General features: G+C 56.3%; 14 protein-coding genes. 1 reads left to right on the top strand and 13 read right to left on the bottom strand.

Annotation, left to right across the window (positions count from 1 at the left end; translation table 11 throughout):
• Nucleotides 1-573: 573 nt before the first annotated feature.
• From J7413_RS15040 to J7413_RS14980, 13 genes are all read right to left on the bottom strand, one after another.
• Nucleotides 574-1,995, bottom strand: coding sequence for an AMP-binding protein (locus J7413_RS15040; RefSeq protein WP_209099654.1), 1,422 nt, complete (start codon nucleotides 1,993-1,995; stop codon nucleotides 574-576).
• Nucleotides 1,988-2,833, bottom strand: coding sequence for a hypothetical protein (locus tag J7413_RS15035; RefSeq protein ID WP_209099652.1), 846 nt, complete (start codon nucleotides 2,831-2,833; stop codon nucleotides 1,988-1,990). The genes J7413_RS15040 and J7413_RS15035 overlap by 8 nt, the downstream gene beginning before the upstream one ends.
• A complete protein-coding gene (locus J7413_RS15030) occupies nucleotides 2,830-4,161 on the bottom strand; it encodes a hypothetical protein (protein WP_209099650.1) in 1,332 nt (443 codons plus the stop codon). Before J7413_RS15030 ends, J7413_RS15035 begins: the two co-directional genes overlap by 4 nt.
• Nucleotides 4,158-5,258 (bottom strand): DUF3419 family protein, encoded by a 1,101-nt coding sequence (locus J7413_RS15025; RefSeq protein WP_209099648.1) that lies wholly within the window; start codon nucleotides 5,256-5,258, stop codon nucleotides 4,158-4,160. Before J7413_RS15025 ends, J7413_RS15030 begins: the two co-directional genes overlap by 4 nt.
• Entirely contained in the window at nucleotides 5,245-7,707 is a 2,463-nt protein-coding gene (locus J7413_RS15020; RefSeq protein WP_209099646.1) for a PEP/pyruvate-binding domain-containing protein, read from the bottom strand. Before J7413_RS15020 ends, J7413_RS15025 begins: the two co-directional genes overlap by 14 nt.
• Nucleotides 7,704-8,615, bottom strand: a complete 912-nt coding sequence (locus tag J7413_RS15015) for a UbiA family prenyltransferase (protein WP_209099644.1) — start codon at nucleotides 8,613-8,615, stop codon at nucleotides 7,704-7,706. Before J7413_RS15015 ends, J7413_RS15020 begins: the two co-directional genes overlap by 4 nt.
• Nucleotides 8,612-9,877 (bottom strand): hydroxymethylglutaryl-CoA reductase, encoded by a 1,266-nt coding sequence (locus tag J7413_RS15010; RefSeq protein WP_209099642.1) that lies wholly within the window; start codon nucleotides 9,875-9,877, stop codon nucleotides 8,612-8,614. Before J7413_RS15010 ends, J7413_RS15015 begins: the two co-directional genes overlap by 4 nt.
• Nucleotides 9,878-10,609: 732 nt before the next feature.
• A complete protein-coding gene (locus tag J7413_RS15005) occupies nucleotides 10,610-10,816 on the bottom strand; it encodes a hypothetical protein (protein ID WP_209099640.1) in 207 nt (68 codons plus the stop codon).
• Between the two features lie 6 nt (nucleotides 10,817-10,822).
• Nucleotides 10,823-12,613: a TniQ family protein gene (locus J7413_RS15000; protein ID WP_209099638.1), complete on the bottom strand. Its 1,791-nt coding sequence runs from the start codon at nucleotides 12,611-12,613 to the stop codon at nucleotides 10,823-10,825.
• Nucleotides 12,610-13,674 carry a TniB family NTP-binding protein gene (locus tag J7413_RS14995; protein WP_209099636.1) on the bottom strand — a complete coding sequence of 355 codons (1,065 nt, stop codon included), beginning with the start codon at nucleotides 13,672-13,674 and terminating at the stop codon, nucleotides 12,610-12,612. Before J7413_RS14995 ends, J7413_RS15000 begins: the two co-directional genes overlap by 4 nt.
• Nucleotides 13,598-15,808 (bottom strand): DDE-type integrase/transposase/recombinase, encoded by a 2,211-nt coding sequence (locus J7413_RS14990; RefSeq protein WP_209099634.1) that lies wholly within the window; start codon nucleotides 15,806-15,808, stop codon nucleotides 13,598-13,600. The genes J7413_RS14995 and J7413_RS14990 overlap by 77 nt, the downstream gene beginning before the upstream one ends.
• A gap of 2 nt (nucleotides 15,809-15,810) precedes the next feature.
• Entirely contained in the window at nucleotides 15,811-16,500 is a 690-nt protein-coding gene (locus tag J7413_RS14985) for a hypothetical protein (RefSeq protein WP_209099625.1), read from the bottom strand.
• A gap of 217 nt (nucleotides 16,501-16,717) precedes the next feature.
• Nucleotides 16,718-16,957, bottom strand: coding sequence for a helix-turn-helix domain-containing protein (locus tag J7413_RS14980; RefSeq protein WP_209099623.1), 240 nt, complete (start codon nucleotides 16,955-16,957; stop codon nucleotides 16,718-16,720).
• Nucleotides 16,958-17,316: 359 nt separating this feature from the next.
• Between J7413_RS14980 and J7413_RS14975 the strand changes: the two genes are divergently transcribed.
• Complete coding sequence (locus J7413_RS14975; RefSeq protein ID WP_209099621.1) at nucleotides 17,317-17,841, top strand: hypothetical protein; 525 nt, start codon at nucleotides 17,317-17,319, stop codon at nucleotides 17,839-17,841.
• Nucleotides 17,842-17,972: the final 131 nt, after the last annotated feature.

Genomic DNA, 17,972 nt, shown 5'->3' with positions numbered 1-17,972 from the left:
TGCCCACGTCCCCCAATTTGCGCGCGCCGACTGAACCTACAAATCAGCCCTGATTTTCCGAAAAGGGAAGTCAGATCAATCGAAACAGTCTGCGGGAGCAAAATGGAGATGTTGCGTCAGTTTATGACACAAAGGTCAACGTCATGTGAGGTTCAACATCGAGCAATAAGAATGGAAAGGTGCTGTCGCAAATGACAGAACTATGTGTCGTCTCACAACAAGTTGTGTGGAACGTCACTAATGTTTAACTCAATTGACAGCCAAAACCTCAATAAATCTGCAAATCGCGTCATTCAATTCTGACCCAAACGTCAAGCATTTCTGACCCAGGTCGATCAGCCTCTCATCCACCCAAAAAAAATTTGACGAGCCCAAACTGCCCTTGGATTTTTTCTCGCAGCTTAGATTGCCAGCTTGCAGCGGGAGAAATGGTCATTCATGTGGCGCGCAGCTATGCTGGCAATTGCTTTCCACAGGTTGCCGGACTTTTCTGCTGCTTGGCCAGCGGGCAAAAACAACACCGTACTCAATTGTGGTTTTCCGTGAGAACACTCAAGGGAAAAGTACTGTAGATCAATACCCCAAGAAGTGAGCAAGTTCCACTCGGTCAATCTTGGATCTGTGGCGTTTGTCCAAGGGGATTTTTTTCACGTGGGTCACTTTGGCAACGCCGAACTCCTGCGCCAGCCTATTCCAGTTTGGCAACTTGTCCGCATCCCCTTCGACGCACAAAACGGGGCGCTCGTTCAGGCTCATCAGCGCGCTGTTCGTCACACCCGGCCATTGGCTGGCAGCGATTTCAATGGCAAAGGGAAAGATGCGTCTGGTTGGGGTTTTCACATCACTTCCCAATCGTCCCAACAGCCACAAACGCCCCTGTTCATCCAACTGACCCGCGTCGCCGGTTCGATGCCAGATCGTCGTGCCGTCCTTGATTTTGTTTTCCCTGGAATGCGCTGGATCAAGATAGCCGTCATTGACGTGATTTCCTGCCACCTGAACCTCGTCGTCTCGGATTCGGAGGTTGATGTGCGAAACGGGGCGTCCGACCAAAAGCCCCCTGCCCGCCGCCATGTCACGATGATCAAGGTCCGAGATGTCGCGCGCATCAAGATGCGCAATCGGTTCCGCCTCGGTAGAGCCATAAACGCAGACTACATCCAGGCCGGGCCGTTTGAGCAGCCTTTGGGTCAGGTCGGGAAAGACAGGACCGCCGCCGGTAAAGACGGTATGCAATTGGCCGGTATCTTGGCACTGCGTGAGCTTTTCACACAGGGACGGCGGGATCAAAAGCCGCGTGACCTTTTGCTTCGTTATCCAGCCCGCCAACCCATCGGGCGATAGGTGATCCAGCTTGGTCATCTTCCAGTTCGGCAAAACTGTCGTGCGTCCGGCCGCTAGGTTGATCAGGGTAAAGACCGGAAACGCGACCAGATCGCGCTCGGCCGTGTCACTGTCCAGAAGCGGTGCGATGGCGTCATGCTGGGCCATCAGAAACGCGTGGCTGCGCGGGATGGCCTTGGCCTGACCTGTGGTTCCGGATGTAAAGGATATAAGCGCTACATCACTGTCTTGGACATCCACGACATCGGGTTCGCCTTGCCCTTGGCCCGGCCGTAACAGCGGCAGCCCCCAAAGCTCCGGCACCACAAAGCTGAGCAGCGCAAAGTAACCCGATGCGCAGAACGCCTTGGGCAAGGTTGTTCTTGCCGCGTGACGCAACCCGGCCAGACCCATCGCAGGCTCGGGCAGAACGACCGTGACCCCCAAGGACCACAAGGCGGCAAGGCTGGCATAAAGATCCGCGTTGACGGGCATGGCCAGCAGAACCCGGTCGCCATGGCGCAGACCTTTGCGCGCCCACTTGCTGGCCAATTGCTGCACGCGTGTCTGCACGTCCCGGAATCTAACCTCGCGACCATTGCCCTCAACAATGGCCGTCCGGTCCGGGTGCCGCGCGACCGCGTCGGCAAAATGGTCCAGCAGGTTAGCCATCCAGACGCAGCCCATACAGAGCATATCGCCGGAACACAGTGCCCCCTTCAACACTGCTGCGCTCTGCTGATTGGTTGTCATCGTGAATCAACGCGTGGATTGCCGTGTCAAAACCCAGATCCAAGGCGGATTGATGGAAATGACTGGCCAAGTGGCGCCCTGCGCCCCGCTCAAGGCTGGCATAGGTTTTCAGGATCGCGGCTTTGGGTTTCGGGCCTTCTGCATAGTTCGGGATGCCAAACAGAAAACCCGCCAATGACCCGTCCGTGCGGCGCGCGAAAAAGATCAACTCGCGCTTCAGCATCGGAACGACGGGCATGTACATCGCCAGAAAGTCGCTTTCAGAGATGGGTTTGTAGAACGCGTTTTGCGCGAACGCCTCGACCGACAGATGATAGACCTGCCGGAACAAACCTTCGGGATCAGTCCCGTCCCAGGGTTCGACCGTGAACGCATCACTTGCCGCCAAGGACGAACTGGCCGTTTGTGCCAAAGGAACGCGCGCCGAGAAATAGCTGCTGATGGGCGCAAAACCCGCCCCCTTGAACACGTCGGGATCATGTGACTTGTTCGTCGGCTCCATCAGAAACGGGGCCGATCCGTCGCTTTCCGAGACAAACCGGTAGCTGTGCCAGGTATCCCCGGACATCGGACCGATGATCCGGTCAATCCCCGCGCTGCGGACCCGTTCGATGGCCTGATGCAGGGCGTGCAAACCGGCCTCGGGCGTTTTGCATGAGAAGTCACCGATGGTTGCCGCGGGCACACCATCCCATTCAGGGCCCTGCAGATACAGGGCCAGTTTGGCACCGTCGGTACGAATGCTTTCCTGCGTCATGAAATAACTCCGTCAGCGATCCGGGCGCTGATACCCCCGGCTATGGACCAGATGTAATAGGTCAGCGGCAGCAGCAGCGCCAAGAGCGTGAGCCGCGACACCCGGTTCTTTTGAAACACATCCGGAAACGCCAAAGGAACAATCGCCGTCACGGCAAGAGTGACAAGCGACAAAGCCGTCAAAGGCTCGGCCCAGTTCGAATGGTCCGCGTTCAGCGAAACGACCCAGATACGGATCAGAAACAGGACAGCGGCCGCAAGCGGTATCGCAACAGGTATGCCCCGCAACGCCACAGCGCAAAGCCCCATGGCCAACCCCATGGCGCTGAGGCCGAAAATGGATATCGCATCCCAGCCCGTCGCATTGCCCACCGCAAGCCAACCAAAACCCAAAATGCCCAAGGCAGCCACGATATCCAGATCAGGATACTTGCTGTCACACGGAGACGCAGTGCGCGCCCAGCCATGTGCGGCAAGCACCAGGATTGGCAGGACCGTGTTTTGCATTTTTGCGGCGGCCAGCATCAGAAAAACCGCAACGACATACACGCGGGTCGTGTGTTTGCTGAGGCCCAGCCGGGTTCCCACCACGCCAAAACTGACCAACGCGGCAAAGAACAAAATGGCAAGCACCGCCAGTTCCGCCAAGGAGCTGTGATAGTGGGTTTTCAGGAAAATCAACAAGCCAAGCGGCAGGAACAGGTTGTCAAAGCCACGCCAGCTTTGCGCCTCGACCAGGGTGCCGAAACCGGCAATCATCAGGCACAGCATCATAATGTTGGACGGCGGCAGTTTTGACAAAAACAGGAAACAGATGATCGCAACCAACAACGCTACGACGAAAAACACCACCGAACCTTCCAGGCTTTTGTCGCCATCTTCGACCACATAGCGTTTGGTGCCATAGGTGGTCCCGGCCAATGCGGCTGCGGCATCGGCCAGCGTCAGAACAGCGATCGGCAGCACGTAGTAGAGCGTATTTTCACCGGCCAGCAAGAAACAAAGCCCCACCGAAAGCGCCAACAGGAAATCCCCGTATGACGTCCGCTCGACGCTGTGAATGGCGGCCCCCAGACCTTTTGAGAAACGGGGCAAACGCAAGACCAGCATCACGATCATTGTCGCCCCGATCAGCATGTAGACCGGCCAGCGATCCGGGAAAATCCACGGCAGCAGCATGGCAAACAGCCCGGTGCCGACGTGCATCAGTTTCCGTTGCACTTCGCCGCTGAGTCCGACCTTTTGCGCCAGCCGCCGGACTACTGCCATCAACCCCAGCAAGGTCAGAACGGACATCACAGCCAACAGGATCTGGGCCGCAACGCTCATGCACGCACCTGTTCCACAACGAAGTCCGAATAGAAAAAGGCCATATCGCGGGTTTTCTGCTTATCCTCAACCGCCCGAAGGGTTTCCACTTTGCTCTGGTAACGGGCTGGCACACGGCGCGGGGCCATCATGTTCCAATAGACCAGGCGGGCATTGGGCGCGGCGGCGGACAGGATCGAGCCGTAAACCGTTTCAAACATGTCAGGCGACATATATTCAAAAATGTCAGACAGGTTGAACCCGTTGGCCTTTTCACCGGTCGAGACAAATGCCTCCAGCGATCCCGGACGGATATCCAGACGATCCAAACGGTCGCGGATCGTGTCATAGTGTTCGGGCCGCCAGGCCATCGGCAAGGCATCGCCATGCGTGCCTTTCAAAATCCAGTGCAGATAGGGGTTTTGCGACGGGTCCGTATCAACGCCCGCATGGCGAATACGACGCGCCACATGCTGGGCCGGGCTGCCTTCTACGTGATCAAAAAACGCCTTGTCCCGCCCCATGCGGCCCATGACGAACCGAGAGAAGAACAGGTTCAACAGCAACCGCCACCGGAAGGTATCAAAGCGCGTGTCAAAGAAGACTTCGCGCGCCTTGGGGGAGCGCGGCGCAAAGACATCGTCAATCGTTTTTCTGGAATGAACGAACGGCAATAGCCGGGTACGGAAGATGCGGAAATACCGTTCGAACTTGCCGACCCCACCGATCCCATAGCGCACGACCTCAGGGGTAAGCGCGATCCAAAAGGCGCGCGTATCCGGGTCGGTCTCCCCCAGCGCGCGTGACAGCAAATCAGCGCGCCGGCTGCTGGAGCGCGAGCCGGTCAGTTCCAGAAATTCAGGGTGTGTCAGGGTCTGGTACGCGCCTATCCTCAGCTTCAAACAGGCGATCTGCGCCGGGGACAAATCGACAACCACAACTTTGGCCGGGTCCAGCGTCAGCATCGCCAGCGCGTTATCCCCGGCTGAACAGATGGAAACCAGCGTGCCACCCGCACAATCGCCCAGCGATGCGGTCAGAACATCCGCGTCCTCCCACAATTGCGCGTATCGGATGTGGTCGAAATCTGCCTTGGATTCGATTTCACTCTGCCTCATCGCACCGTTCCACTTTGCCGCTCACCCCATCAACCGAAAGCGTTTCGCCATCCCTGATCCACTGCGTCGCGCCTTTCAGGCCGACGACACAGGGAATGCCCAACTCTCGCGCCACAATGGCGGAATGAGACAGCAAGGAGCCCCGTTCAACAACGATGGCCGAGGCATTCGAAAACACCGCAATCCAGCCCGGGTCTGTGTGCCTTGCAACAAGGATGTCGCCGAGCTGCAATGCCTCGGTGCGTGGGTCACGGATCACGCGGGCCTTGGCGGTAACCTGTCCGGCCGAACAGCCCGTGCCGGTCTTCACCCGTTCCCCATCGCCCTCGGGTAGTTCGGCAGCCGCCCAGATCGGCGCAATGGCAGGCCCCCGGATTTCGATGCGTTCCGGCGGGTCGGGGCGTTCCGACGATGCACGATCTTCGCGTTGGCGTTGCGCGACAATGGCTTTGAGGTCCGGGGACAGGCTGAACCCTTCGACGGCCCCCAGAACCTCATGCGTTGTCAGGTGAAACACATCACGGGGTTCGGCCAACAGCCCCCGTGCCGCAAACTCGCGCCCGATCCCTAGGAAAACACGTCGGGCATGGCCAAAGATGCGCGTGCGTTCAAACCGCAGGTTCTCTCGGTCCCGGACACGGGCTTTGGCCCAGCCCACGATCCATTTGGACAGATGGCGTTTCACAGGGTTGGCGGGGAACAGGGATGTCCAGTCCGGTTCACGGCCCGTGTGCCGTGCGCTTTCGGGTCGGGCAGCACTGGCTGCAACCGCCATCAACAGGCTCGAGGGGTCGTCGCGCAGCGGTATGCTTTCCAGCTTCAGCTCTTCGGTGCATCGGTCGCCGAATTTATCCAGATAAGATTGGACCTCGTCTTTGATCGGGGGGTAAGGGTCCAGGGTTTCCAACCGGCAATCAGCGCTGAGATGATCCGCAATCCCTGCGTCGCGGACCATATGCGCCATCCGGGCAATACGCTGCGCCGGTTCCGCCGAGACGATGTCCCCCTGACCAATCATGACATCGTTATGCAGCGCCAGCCCATCTTCCCCCAGCCACTTGTGCAGCAGGTTGCGCGATGCGCCAAAGGCGATCATGCACAGGAAATCGTTGACCAGCGGGGCGTCCCAGCGATCCAGCAAAGTGCTTTCGATTTCGCGGTATTCAGCGGCCAACTCGGTCGCATTCGCCGTTTCGATGTCCAGATCACGATCCAGAACATCATTCAGCCTGTTGTAGAAATTGCGCCGGGTGCGCGGCAAACGCAGGGCCTGCCATATCAGGCCGCACGCAACCCCAGCCAGTTTCGCGTATTCCCATATCTTGCGCGCCCCTTTGGCGGGCGGCGGCCCGATCTGATCGGTGATTTCAGACGGCATGGGTTCGGACACACCCATCATCGTCTCCATATAGTCGCGATTCAGCGAAAACCCTGGCAACAACGCCAACGCGCGGTACCAATTGACCAGATTGTAATAAACCCGCCCGTCAATGCGCCCCAGGAAGTTGTCGAAAAGGGCCCCGTGCCGCGCGACGGCTTTGTCTGACACGCCCAACAGCCGCACAAAGGCACGATAGACCCGCCCGTAGACATGCACGGCAAAGGAATAGGTCAGCGGGCTGACCATGCCCGGATAGCTTTCGACGATGTTGGAATTGTCGAAAATGGTCAGCGACTCATCCGGCAATGCCGCGGGCCGCAATGCGGTTGTGATCGGCCGCGTCTGAAGAATATGCAGACCATCCGCATCAAACGCCCATTCGATGTCTTGCGGTGTGCCACAAGCCTCTTCTGCCTGTCGCGCCAGCGCTGCGACCCGAAGCGCATGATCCGGGGTCAGGATCTGAGGCGTCGCATGCGCGCATTCGGGGCGCCCATTTTGGCCAATGGTCCAATCCTCCCCATCAACCTCCCCCGCCACCAGCGCATCGCCCAGACCTTTGACGGCGGACACAATCACCGTGTTCCGTTGCCCGGTCACGGGATCAGCCGAGAACGCGACACCAGCCGCCGTTGCATCAATCATGCGCTGAACAATGATCGCCGGGGCCTCTGCCGCGCCCCCGGTTTTGACGGCGCGATAGGTGGCGACTGTCTCTGCGAACCCGGATTGCCATACCCGTTTCGCCGCCCCCAACACGTTTCCGCCTGAGACGTTCAGAACCGTGTCGAACTGACCTGCATGGCTGTGGTCTGCCCCGTCTTCGGCCCGACCGGAACTGCGCACCGCATACGGCCCCGGACCCAGCGCATCCAACGCAGCATCCAGCGCGCCTTTCAGCCCACGGGCCGCGACCGGCCCCGACTTGCCTTTGCGAAACGCGGCGTCGGTGATGACAAAAAACGCAGGCGAGTTGAAGCCATGGCGGGCCAGATTCGACAGCGCGGCGGCTTTGCCTCCGACCTGGCTCGGGTCCGTGGCATCGGATTGGCTGACGATAAGGGTCATCTGAAAGCTCCAATCAGAAACGGCAAAAAGCCCGCTGTGGCATAGCAAAAGAACACCCAAAGCCCGGCGATCGTATCCATTCTGTCCTGCGCACCGGGGGTCGGCGCCTTGACATAGCTGCGCGCGGCCAGACCGCAGGGCAACAGCGCAACGGCCCCAACCGCAACCGTGAACCAGCCCACGCCCGTCGCAAACCCTGTCCCCACCAGAAAGACAAAAGACAGGCCAACACAACACAGCCAAATCAGGGCAGCGCGGCGGTATCCCCACAGGCCCGAATAGGTATCGACCCCATCAATTTCGTTTTCGGGCGACCAGAGCTTGCGCCCGATCTCAAGAACGCAGCCATTGACGAAGGACAGCACCAGGAACAACCAAAGCTGTGGCGCGGCCCCTCCGGCGGGAAGCCATTCGATGCTGGTCAGCAGCAGGTCGATCAGCGGCATGATGGCCATATGGCTGACCAGATAAAGCACCGGCCGCGCCTTGAGCCATGCGGGCGCGCCGAATTCAGCAGTCATCGCCGCCAGCCAGACCCAAACCCCCACAAGGCACCACAGAACCAGCGGGGACCAGAGCCATGCAGCGGCGGCAGCCACCGGCAGGGTCAGCAGGCCCAGCACCAGAACCTCGGTCGGGGAAACCAGCCCGCGAGGAATGGGACGTTCGGGCCGATAGCGGCGGTCGTCTTCGGCATCCTTGAACTCGTCGCAAACGCGCATCTGGAAAAACAGCGCCATGGCCAGCACAAATCCAACCAGAAACCCGGGCCATTCGGGTAACGGGCGATCCGAAAGCCGGGCCGAGACACAGATGCTGGCCGCCGAAAACACCAGCAACAGCGGAACGGTCTTTTTCAACGGAAACCGTTCGGCCTGATAGATCCACAATCGCGCCAGCACATTCATCTTTGGCGGGCCAGGCTTTCATGGGCGCGGGTGAAATGGCCCGCAGCGATTGCGGCGACAATCGAAATCTCTCCGCACAGGCAAATGGCTGCGGCCACTTCGGCCAACGCCGTCCCATGGCCCGCGCCCTTGAGCCCCAGGATGTTCAGCGCTGCACTCTGGCTGGGCAGACCGGTGCCGCCGCCCACGGACCCCACCAGAATGTTCGGCAGCGTGACCGAGCAGAAAAGATCATCCCCTTTGGGCTCCATCCGCGTAACGCCCATCGCGCTTTCGGCGACGCAGGCCGCGTCCTGCCCGGTGGCGATGTAAAAGGCCGCAAGCCCGTTGGCATAATGGGCCTGCGCCCCCAGCTGACCCGACAGATGCGCGCCCAGATTGGCGACCCGCCCATAGGCCAGCATGGCGTCTACACTCGTTCCAAGCGACTTTTCAACGACATCTGCAGGCAAGGTGACCGACGCGCTGACCTTCCGGCCACGCCCTGTCACCAACCCAAGCGCCGAGGCCTTTTTGTCGCCTGAAAAATTTCCCTCGATATACCAGTTTTCCATGGGTATCGGGCAATGATCGACGATCGCATAGCACAGGGCATCCGTGGCAATGGTCACCATATTCTGGCCCGCTGCGTCCCCGGTCGTGTAGCGGCAAATCAGGAACACGATATTGGTGTCGATGAATGGCTCGACCGAGACAAGCTTGCCGTGCCGGGTCGTGGCCTCGGCCGCGGCGCGCAAATCCTCGATATTGCTGACCACCCAATCAACGAACTGTCCGGCCTGCAACAGGCCTTCGAACACAAAGGCGGGCGTGCGCAGGACACCTTCGTACAGCACGGCGGTGCTGACCCCTCCCGAGCGACCCGCAGCATAGGCCCCGCGCGCGTAAGAGGCGACCAGAGCAGCCTCGGTCGTTGCCAGAGGCACATAGAAATCCCCGTTGGCGTTCATACCGTTCAACCGCAATGGTCCAACGACGCCAACCGGCACTTTCACGGTGCCGATATAGTTTTCGATATTCGCGCTGTAGGTTTCAGAAGCGTCAACCGCCGCCGGATCCGCGATCAGCGCCTGATCCGCATCGCTTGCCGTGGGTTTCAGATGATCCCAGAACCGCGCCACCGTCTTGTTGTCTGCGGTGCGAGACGGGCGCAAAGGCGAAAACCCTTCGTCATTCGGGGCCATCTGTTGGGGCGTGCGTTCAACATCATACCGCGCCTTTATGCGCCGAAGCATCTCTCGCACATGAAATGGAATAATCAAAAGTCAGCTCCAACAAACGCTGTGTAAAACAAATGCAGATTTAATTCTGCAACGGCTGCACCCTAACAAGAAAGAAAGCAATAACCAGCGAATACATCCAGTTGGCGATTGTGAGCAATCCTACCTCTTTGAGTTCATCCGGCCCTAAAGTCAGGAAACGAAGGATCGAACGAGTGCTTCAAGCGACGCGAGCCGGAAGAGATTGTCACAGAGTTATGACAGGTTGAAATGCTATGCGTTTGGGGGATGCAGTTTGTTGATACCATCCGCCAAGAATCTCCAATTGCAAATTTCTGCAACCACTGGATGTTTGTCGGTTTTGTAACAAACCGAGAACGTCTCTGAACGGGTTTTATGTGAAGCGATCTCTGGTTGAGTACGCTACCTATTTATGCTGGCAGTTGAGCCATCCTCACAGGGCCGATCCTATCGCATCAACAGGCAACCACACGATCGGCCCGCCATCCGCGCTAAGTTGATCTGACAGCTCTGAGGGAGAAACAACCTCTCCGCGCGCAATCAGATTCGCCAGGCCCAACTCTATAAGCTCTTGGGCACCGCGTAGCGCTGCTTTGCGGCTGCCAGCACCTCCACCGCCAATCTCAGGCACAAAATACCCTCAAACCCCGCCCTCATAGTGCAGGACAGCCGGATAAAGCTGGTGCTGTCTACAATCTGTCTTCGGCATTTGAGTCCTCAAGTTCCAAAACGTTGGCCCCAAATCCAGCCCAGCTATTTTTCTAATTCATCAGATAGCTCATCAGAAAAGTGCTTCATGTCGAAATCCGGATCTATCGTGCCCATCAACTTAACCTTTTTTTGAAGCGCCCGCATTCTGGCCAACAGCTCCTCATAACCGATGTCAGACGTATCGCGCGGCTCAGTTGCTCGAGCGGATTCCCGTGGGCTTGCTTCCTCGATATCTTCTTTGTCGCTCATGCCAACTCACTCCCAATGCACCAAGCGCTTGTCGTAAACGCGGACCAGCCTCTCACCACAATTGACCGGAGGCACATCCTCACGATCCAGCCGTCGCGCCAAATGGATCGCTGCCATCTTCTGGCGTAGCGCCATCTGCCCAAGCGTAACATATCTTGATTGGAACTGCTGAATGCTCGACAAGGCAATGTAGGTTTTTGCACGATTGGTGTCGGGGTTTTGATGCAAAACCTCGCGCAAATAGCCGTTGTCTCTTAGCGAACGAATGGAGCCTACATTGATCTGAAGGTGGCGCGCGGTTTCGGGCAACGTCAGGTCGCGCGCTTGGTCAACAGCTTTGCTGTCGCACACCGCATCCCAGTCAATTTCAATAGCATGCAAACCGTCTCCCATTCCGGCACAGAGAGCCCCGTTCAGTTCGCCCTGTTTCCACATGGAGATAACACGCGCCAAAGGAATCCCCCTGACACGGCAAAACTCTCTCAAGGGCGCCGTAGACTTGCCTGGAAGAGACGCTGGCAAGGCCGCGACATCAGCAAGCAACTGAGCCACTTCTGCACGAAAGAGATAGCGTCGGGATGACAACAGCTTGAGCGTGGTGAGAGCGCCCAGGTTCTGCAGCGCTTTCAACTGCTCAGGAAAAATACCAAGTTGTTTCGTCACTTCGGCAAATGTGGCTAACTTGGCCTTAAATACGCGCACCCTTTGGGTCTCCTCTGCAGAAATTTCGGTGCGTTTCAAAACCTCTTCTTTCGGTATGCCTTCAAGATACCCAAGCATCAATTTGAGCGTGACCGCCCCCAGCCCTGTGCGCTTGCGTGCCTCCTCGATGGTAAGCAATTCCCGTTTCTGCGGACTTTTTCCAAACACCTGTTTGTCGGTGGGCACCGGGTACACTGCAAACACATGGTCTCTCATTATGTCGATCATGGTCCCCATTTCAGGGTCCTTGAAGACTTCCCGGAGCCAAAAATAGTGAGGACCAAGGTCAGTTGTATAAAAAGGCTTTTCCGCAGAACTCGCCCGCAGAAGTTCTTCCAAAGCCGTCTTGTAGCCCTCTGGCCCAGCGATCAAACGGTCAAAACCAACGCCTGCGAGTTCGTGCATGTCTTTGGGGTCAAGATCACGCAAGCGATTTTTGGTCTGTCCACACAGCGCAGCGCCAAGGGAAAGGCTGGCGCGATGCAGATAGGTTAAATCGAGGTCCTGAAGCCAATCCTTCTCAGCCCCATGAGACAGACGTCGACGCACGTAGGTTTCAAAGGCCGAAGCTGGCAACGTGGGTGCATTCTGACTGGCTCTGAGAACCACTTCCTTGTGCTCCAGGACCCGAGACACAAAATCATATGTGGAATGTGAATACTGCGTTGAAGGCACCGATATGAGCGCGCACCCGTGCCGGTCACATCGTTCGATACAGAGCACTGACCATTCCAGTCTCTGGTAAATGCCAGACGGCCCGTTTTCATCTAATGCCTCAACGACGCATTGGGGACAAAGCCTTACCGCCGTACGCCGCAACACCCCCGTGCTAGCGAAAGCTTTTGCGACCTGATAGCGGCCAACGGCAATCTTTCGTGTGATCCAGTCTTGCAGGCGCGACGGCGTAACATCGATGAGCCACGCCAAACGTTCAATTTGATCGTCTCGACCGCTGCAAAGAAAGGGCCACCGCATACCAAGGTCTGAACAGAAGTCACGTGGTGTGGTCCGATAGAAATGCGCCGATCGAGAGACATAACCTGTCGGGGTCTCCCCCTCGATGAGGGGAAGACTAAGGGTTAACGGGACACTCATGGATCTTCTCCATCTTCAGGACTGTCGTTATCGTCCAGGAGTTTTCTCGGGTTAAGGCGCCCATAGTCCTCAGCGACAAAGATGTTCATCCAGTCATCTGCGCCATTTCGCTCGCGATAGACTTCTGCAAAATGCCGAATGCTCAGCTTTGCCTCGAAGCCTTCTGTGAACAATGCATGCGACACCGACAAAACAATGATCTCGGCCATGAGCCCAAACTGATAGTCCGCCGCGTGCATGAGCCTCATGGCAAAGGCTTCATTCTTAACCGAAGCCACGACATCGATCTGCGCCCGATCGGCATATCTTTGTACGATCTTGATGACATGCTCGACATCACGCAGAGAATGCAGCCGTCCGATTTGGATTGGATCAACCCGTCGCGCCAGCTGTGCATCTTGATTTACGATTTTCTTGAGGTCTGGCATCCCGGACAGCAGCAATCCAACCGGCCAAACGGAGTTTTCCATCATCGATTTAAGAGTATTGACGACAGATTGTCTTTCTTTGTCAGTTTGGAAACGGGCCAAATCCTGCGCCTCGTCGAACCCAAGAAAAAGCGTCCGGCGAAGCTTGAGTTGCTCTTTGACTTGGTCCCAGATTGCCGGGCCTTGTTTGTTGCCTGAATACGGGTATCCCAGCGCACGCAGCGTTGCGGCACCAACAAACTTCATCGTGGCCGGGCTGGGCACCTGTAGGCCAATAAACTCACAGATATCCTTCTCCGGGTCCGCGGCCATCAGATGTGCGTATTTGTGGACGAGCTGTCTAACTGCGGTGGTTTTTCCGCTGCCGGATGGCCCCACCAGCATTATGCTTCGGGCTTTGAACACGACGCCATCAGCCTCATCTGCCCGACGCTGCTCAAGGATGCTGCCAAAGCGCGCATCAAGCTTGTCAAATTCTGGCCGTGGGATGTAGAGCTTTCTTAAGCTCTGCACCTTTTTCCGGACGTCTTTGTCAGACTGGAACTTCCTGCTGTGTTTATTCATCACCCTTCTCCTCGTCTGAATCTGTGTTGTTTGAACTCGTCTGATCGCCGCCTTCGTCGTCCAACTCATCGCTGAAGAGCCATTCGCCTTCGCTGGGCTCCGACAATACCGGCTGTTCTTCACGAGGCGGGCCTGGCTGGTAGGGGATTTCATCGGAAAGGAGGTCGAATTCTTGCTCCGGGAGTGCCGCGCTTTCGCCGGTGGCTATGTTTGGATCTGCCCCTAGGGACAGGCCCCAGAACGTTTCTCGTTGGGCACGTTTGATTTCATCCCTGGTAAGGTTGATCGGGCCAAGCTGGCGCATCGCCCGTTGCTCAGCATCAATCTCTTTGATCCGCCGAATAGCTCGGTCTACCACACCTTGTGTCAGGCTGGCGGCCGCGCGATTGTTTTTGCGCAGCTCAAAGATCGTACGCTCCCAGGACGCGAACGATATTCCGTCAAGCCCATCGATGGTCGCCCGCAAAGTCGACCAACCGCTGTCTTCACCGCGCTCAAGCCACACGGAAATGTACCCCATATCTTCGGGGTCGATACTGACCTCGACCAGTTGTGGACCGTACTTTTGAACGTGCATTGCGAGCCGTTCGGAATGGTAGTTCACACCGTTCATCAGAACGCCGTGCGGACCTGTATTTCGTTTGAATTTTAGTCCCAAGATATGTCGGATTTTGTGCATGCTCATTGGTGGGGACCAGCCGAACTCAGCTACCAATTTATCCCACATGTTGTTGGGCGTAGCGTACTCCAAGCCGCGATGCTTACGGTTGTGGTAGACATCAACTGTGAACCGCACCATCAACTCCAAGATGCTTTCTGCGGTATGCACAGCGTATTTTTCTGACGGGTAATCCCCTCGTTCTTGTGGACTGGAAAAGGTGCGCCCGGTCAGATAGGGCATCAACAAAGTTGCAAGGCTGCCAAACACACGCTCAACCTTCCCTCTCAACCTGGGAGCTCCAGCAGCCAACACCGAATAGTCGATTGCCAAATCTGAGAGAGCGGACTTAAAATCAACGTTCACAAAGGCAGGTCCATTGTCGACCGCAACCTGATAGATGTGACCATGCTGCGCCCAAGCCGTTTCACATCCCAGTCCGGCTGCTAGCGCAGTCTTATTACGCAATGCCATCCAGATGACTGCTTTTGCGTCTTCTGCACTTGGCTTAGTCGACAGCTTGAGACCCAGGATCGAGCGGCTTGCCGAGTCCATGGCAACGCACACCCAATAGCGGCCAAGTGCAAGATCACGTAGGCTCGAATGTGTAATATCGATACCGGCACCCTGCAGGATTGCAATGAGATCGATTTCCCATTCATCCATTTCGACGCGGTGTAATGGGGCTTGAAGCTTAATGCCGCCGACATGGGCACCCAGCTTGTTCTTGGCATATGCAACGCCTTTGCGGGCAGCCAACACCTCAAACCGGTCCAACTCATTGATGCGGCGCCCGATTGTGGTCAACGAGACCTCAGGAAGAAGATCCTCACCTGCGATGCCAAGTGAAATGTTCCTTCGTCGTACTTCCCCATTTACGGCATCCAATACCTGCGAAGGATAGATTTCGTTGGGATGGAGATAGTTCGTGAACTCCATCTGAATAATTCCTTCGACCCGTGGGTCGATGCGCTTACCGTTCTGGCCATTGAAGATGGATTTCTTCACAAAAATCATCGGATCTTTGGTCTTTTCCCACTCGCGGTACTTTTCCATGATGCCAGTGCGACCGGGCACGAAAGACAGAAGTCCCGGGTCGATCTCTTCCCCGTTCAAGGCCTTGAACAACCCATCCTGAAGCTTTTGTTGCACACGATCTTGAAGCTTCGGCAGAAACTCAAACCACCGTTTGGATGATCTATTGAACCACTCTTCGTCTTCCCCTTCACTCATCGCCTCGCACCAGGCTTCGGCAACAAAGGCCTTTACCTGTGTTTTCAAAGATAAACGCGAAAGCAGTGCCCGTCCGTCCCGCGCGCGTCGGGAGGCTTGGCGATCCGAGAAATAGCCATACTCGACGGAGAAATGTCCATCCTCGAGTAACCTCGCGAGCTCCGCATGGGCAAACGTCAGAGGTACAGCACCCGCTTGCTTTGCAAGCAGAGTCACCGTGCTGTCTGTGACCTTTTGAACAAAGTGAAGCTCACCCTTGCCAAGCACGGCATCTTCAGGACTGATGTTGAGTTGAAACTGGATATCTTTCATGATCAGCCCTTTCCTGGGAAAATGATTGTGTTGATAGAGATGAGTTCACGCGTATTGGCCTTTAGAAGCCCCGCGTAGATGGCTCGGAATGCCGCGCGGAACCCGCGCGCACCAAGTCCCAGCGGCTTTGTGAGTTCACTAATCGAGAGTTCGCCTGTGAGGCCCGAAACAAGCTCAGCGACCAAAAGATCGGCTTCCTCGTCCGGACAGCGCCGAAAGAAATTCAGAAGCTCCGCATTTTGTACTTCTTTTGGATGATGATTATGCTCTGTGATGAGGCAGACTTTGTCGGCAAATCCCATCGGCAGATCACGGCGGATCGCGACGAGCGTTTCCCGGAAGTTCAACCTTTCGACGCGTTCTTCTGGCTTGACCGCCATCGCCACGCTCGATCCATCCCGGAGCTCTGCCAGATAATCGAAGCGATGAGTACGCTGTCGTCCTGAACCGTCAATATAGCTGACGGGGCGTGGCTGATCATGCAGGTTCCAAAGTTTGGGATCCGCCAGTGCGAGTAGGCAGGTTACCCGCTCAAGTTGACTGGCCGAAATAATCTGCCGCCAGTACATTTCGGCGGGCGTCTTGGCCAAAGTAAAACCGCGCACAGTGAATTTTGAGCGCGCAGGAAACATGAGTCCTGCCGTGGTGGGTGCGGGAGGACGATAGAAATCGTCGTCGTAATCTTTAGACATATCTCTAGCCGTGGCAGCGGATAGTACCCGTGCCGTTCGGCTCCTCTTCATTTTTTAAGACAAAAGGTGACCCGCCCGCTGAAACGATCAGCGCGGTTGACGGATCACCAGAATTGGGTCATGAAGGATGTGCAAAGGGGTCCTAATCTCTTGCACGAGCCTTTCAGGAGCCCTGCTCTCGAAGGGCTCATATTTTTAATGTCATAGCTTTACTCGCTCATTTTTTGACCTCCTGTGGTTCAGTTGGCTCAAACAGCTCGGAAACAGGTACACCAATGGCCTCTGCCAGAGCCTGCTCAATCCTCTCATTTTTTAATTTTCTAAGACCCACAAGTGACAGAGTTGTACGGGAAACTTTAAGTTTGCGGGCTTCGGCGGCTAGGCTTGTCCCATTCAGTCTAAGGGACATTTTCAGACGTTCGTGGGCTTCCAGCCTGGTCCGCTCTTGGTCTGTCACTCGCTTGTCCTCTCATCACCGTTCGCTTTTAGGTGCGAACCTTTGCGGACTTTGCATGTAAACCGAGTGCCCCCGCAAGCCTTTGAGAAGTCTAACTTATTGCCGGGCGACGACATCCCCAGCGGTTTGGGGGAAATTTTTTTCCGGTTAGGGGGATTTCTTCGTGTGAATTCAACCAAGCCAGCTTTTGACGCATTGGTCTATGACCAGAAAACTTTTTTGGAACCGTCCGCTCGAAAAATGCAAAACTGGGTGTGCAAAACTCAGCGACAGGGCAAGGCGGGACCGACGTGAGAAACAAGCATGATTCGAAAGCTCACCCAAAGGATGGTGAAAGGCTCTTTAGATTGAGGAAGAGTATGAAGCTTAATCAGAAGGAGATGGGCAGTCTTCTTGGATGCACAGGAAAAACGATACATAACTACGAAAATGCGATTACCCAGATGCCATTGCATCTGCGTCGATTTATTCGCGAGTTAAGCGGCCTTGATGTCAACCCATCCGACCCAGAAGAGGATCCGTATTTGATCACAGCTCGGTATCGTGAAATGCACAAGGCGGTAGAGCTGACGGCGATCCCCGATCAAAGTCCCGTGCAAGAAAGCCTGCTCGCGAGACTAAAACGCTTTCGAGTTGCAAGCCGAGAAAGGCTTAGGAACGAGCTTACGCCTGCACGTCGGGCAGTTGAGAACACGATCTCTACCGCCTACTTTACCGCAACTGCCGTAATCGCAATCGAGCTGTTTCAACGCTCAATCGGTGGCTGGCAGACGCATCAATTGTACCACGACATGTTGCTGGCAGCGTCTCTGTTGACCGCATTTTTCCTGATACTACCCGCCTGGCTTACAACTGCTTGGGGTACAAAAGCCAAAACGCCGTGAGTTAAGGGCGTATTTTGTTGAAAAACTCATCCTTGATCGGTGCATGAACTGCTGATTCAATTCTTCCAATGAGTGGGAGGATAGAGCGATGTTGGGACCGAGGCAGGAAGCGCAGGCGTCGCTATTCTATG

The sequence above is a fragment of the Shimia sp. R10_1 genome (genome assembly GCF_017744095.1).
Taxonomy (GTDB): Bacteria; Pseudomonadota; Alphaproteobacteria; order Rhodobacterales; family Rhodobacteraceae; genus Shimia.
This window is presented reverse-complemented; position numbering and strand designations above follow the sequence as displayed.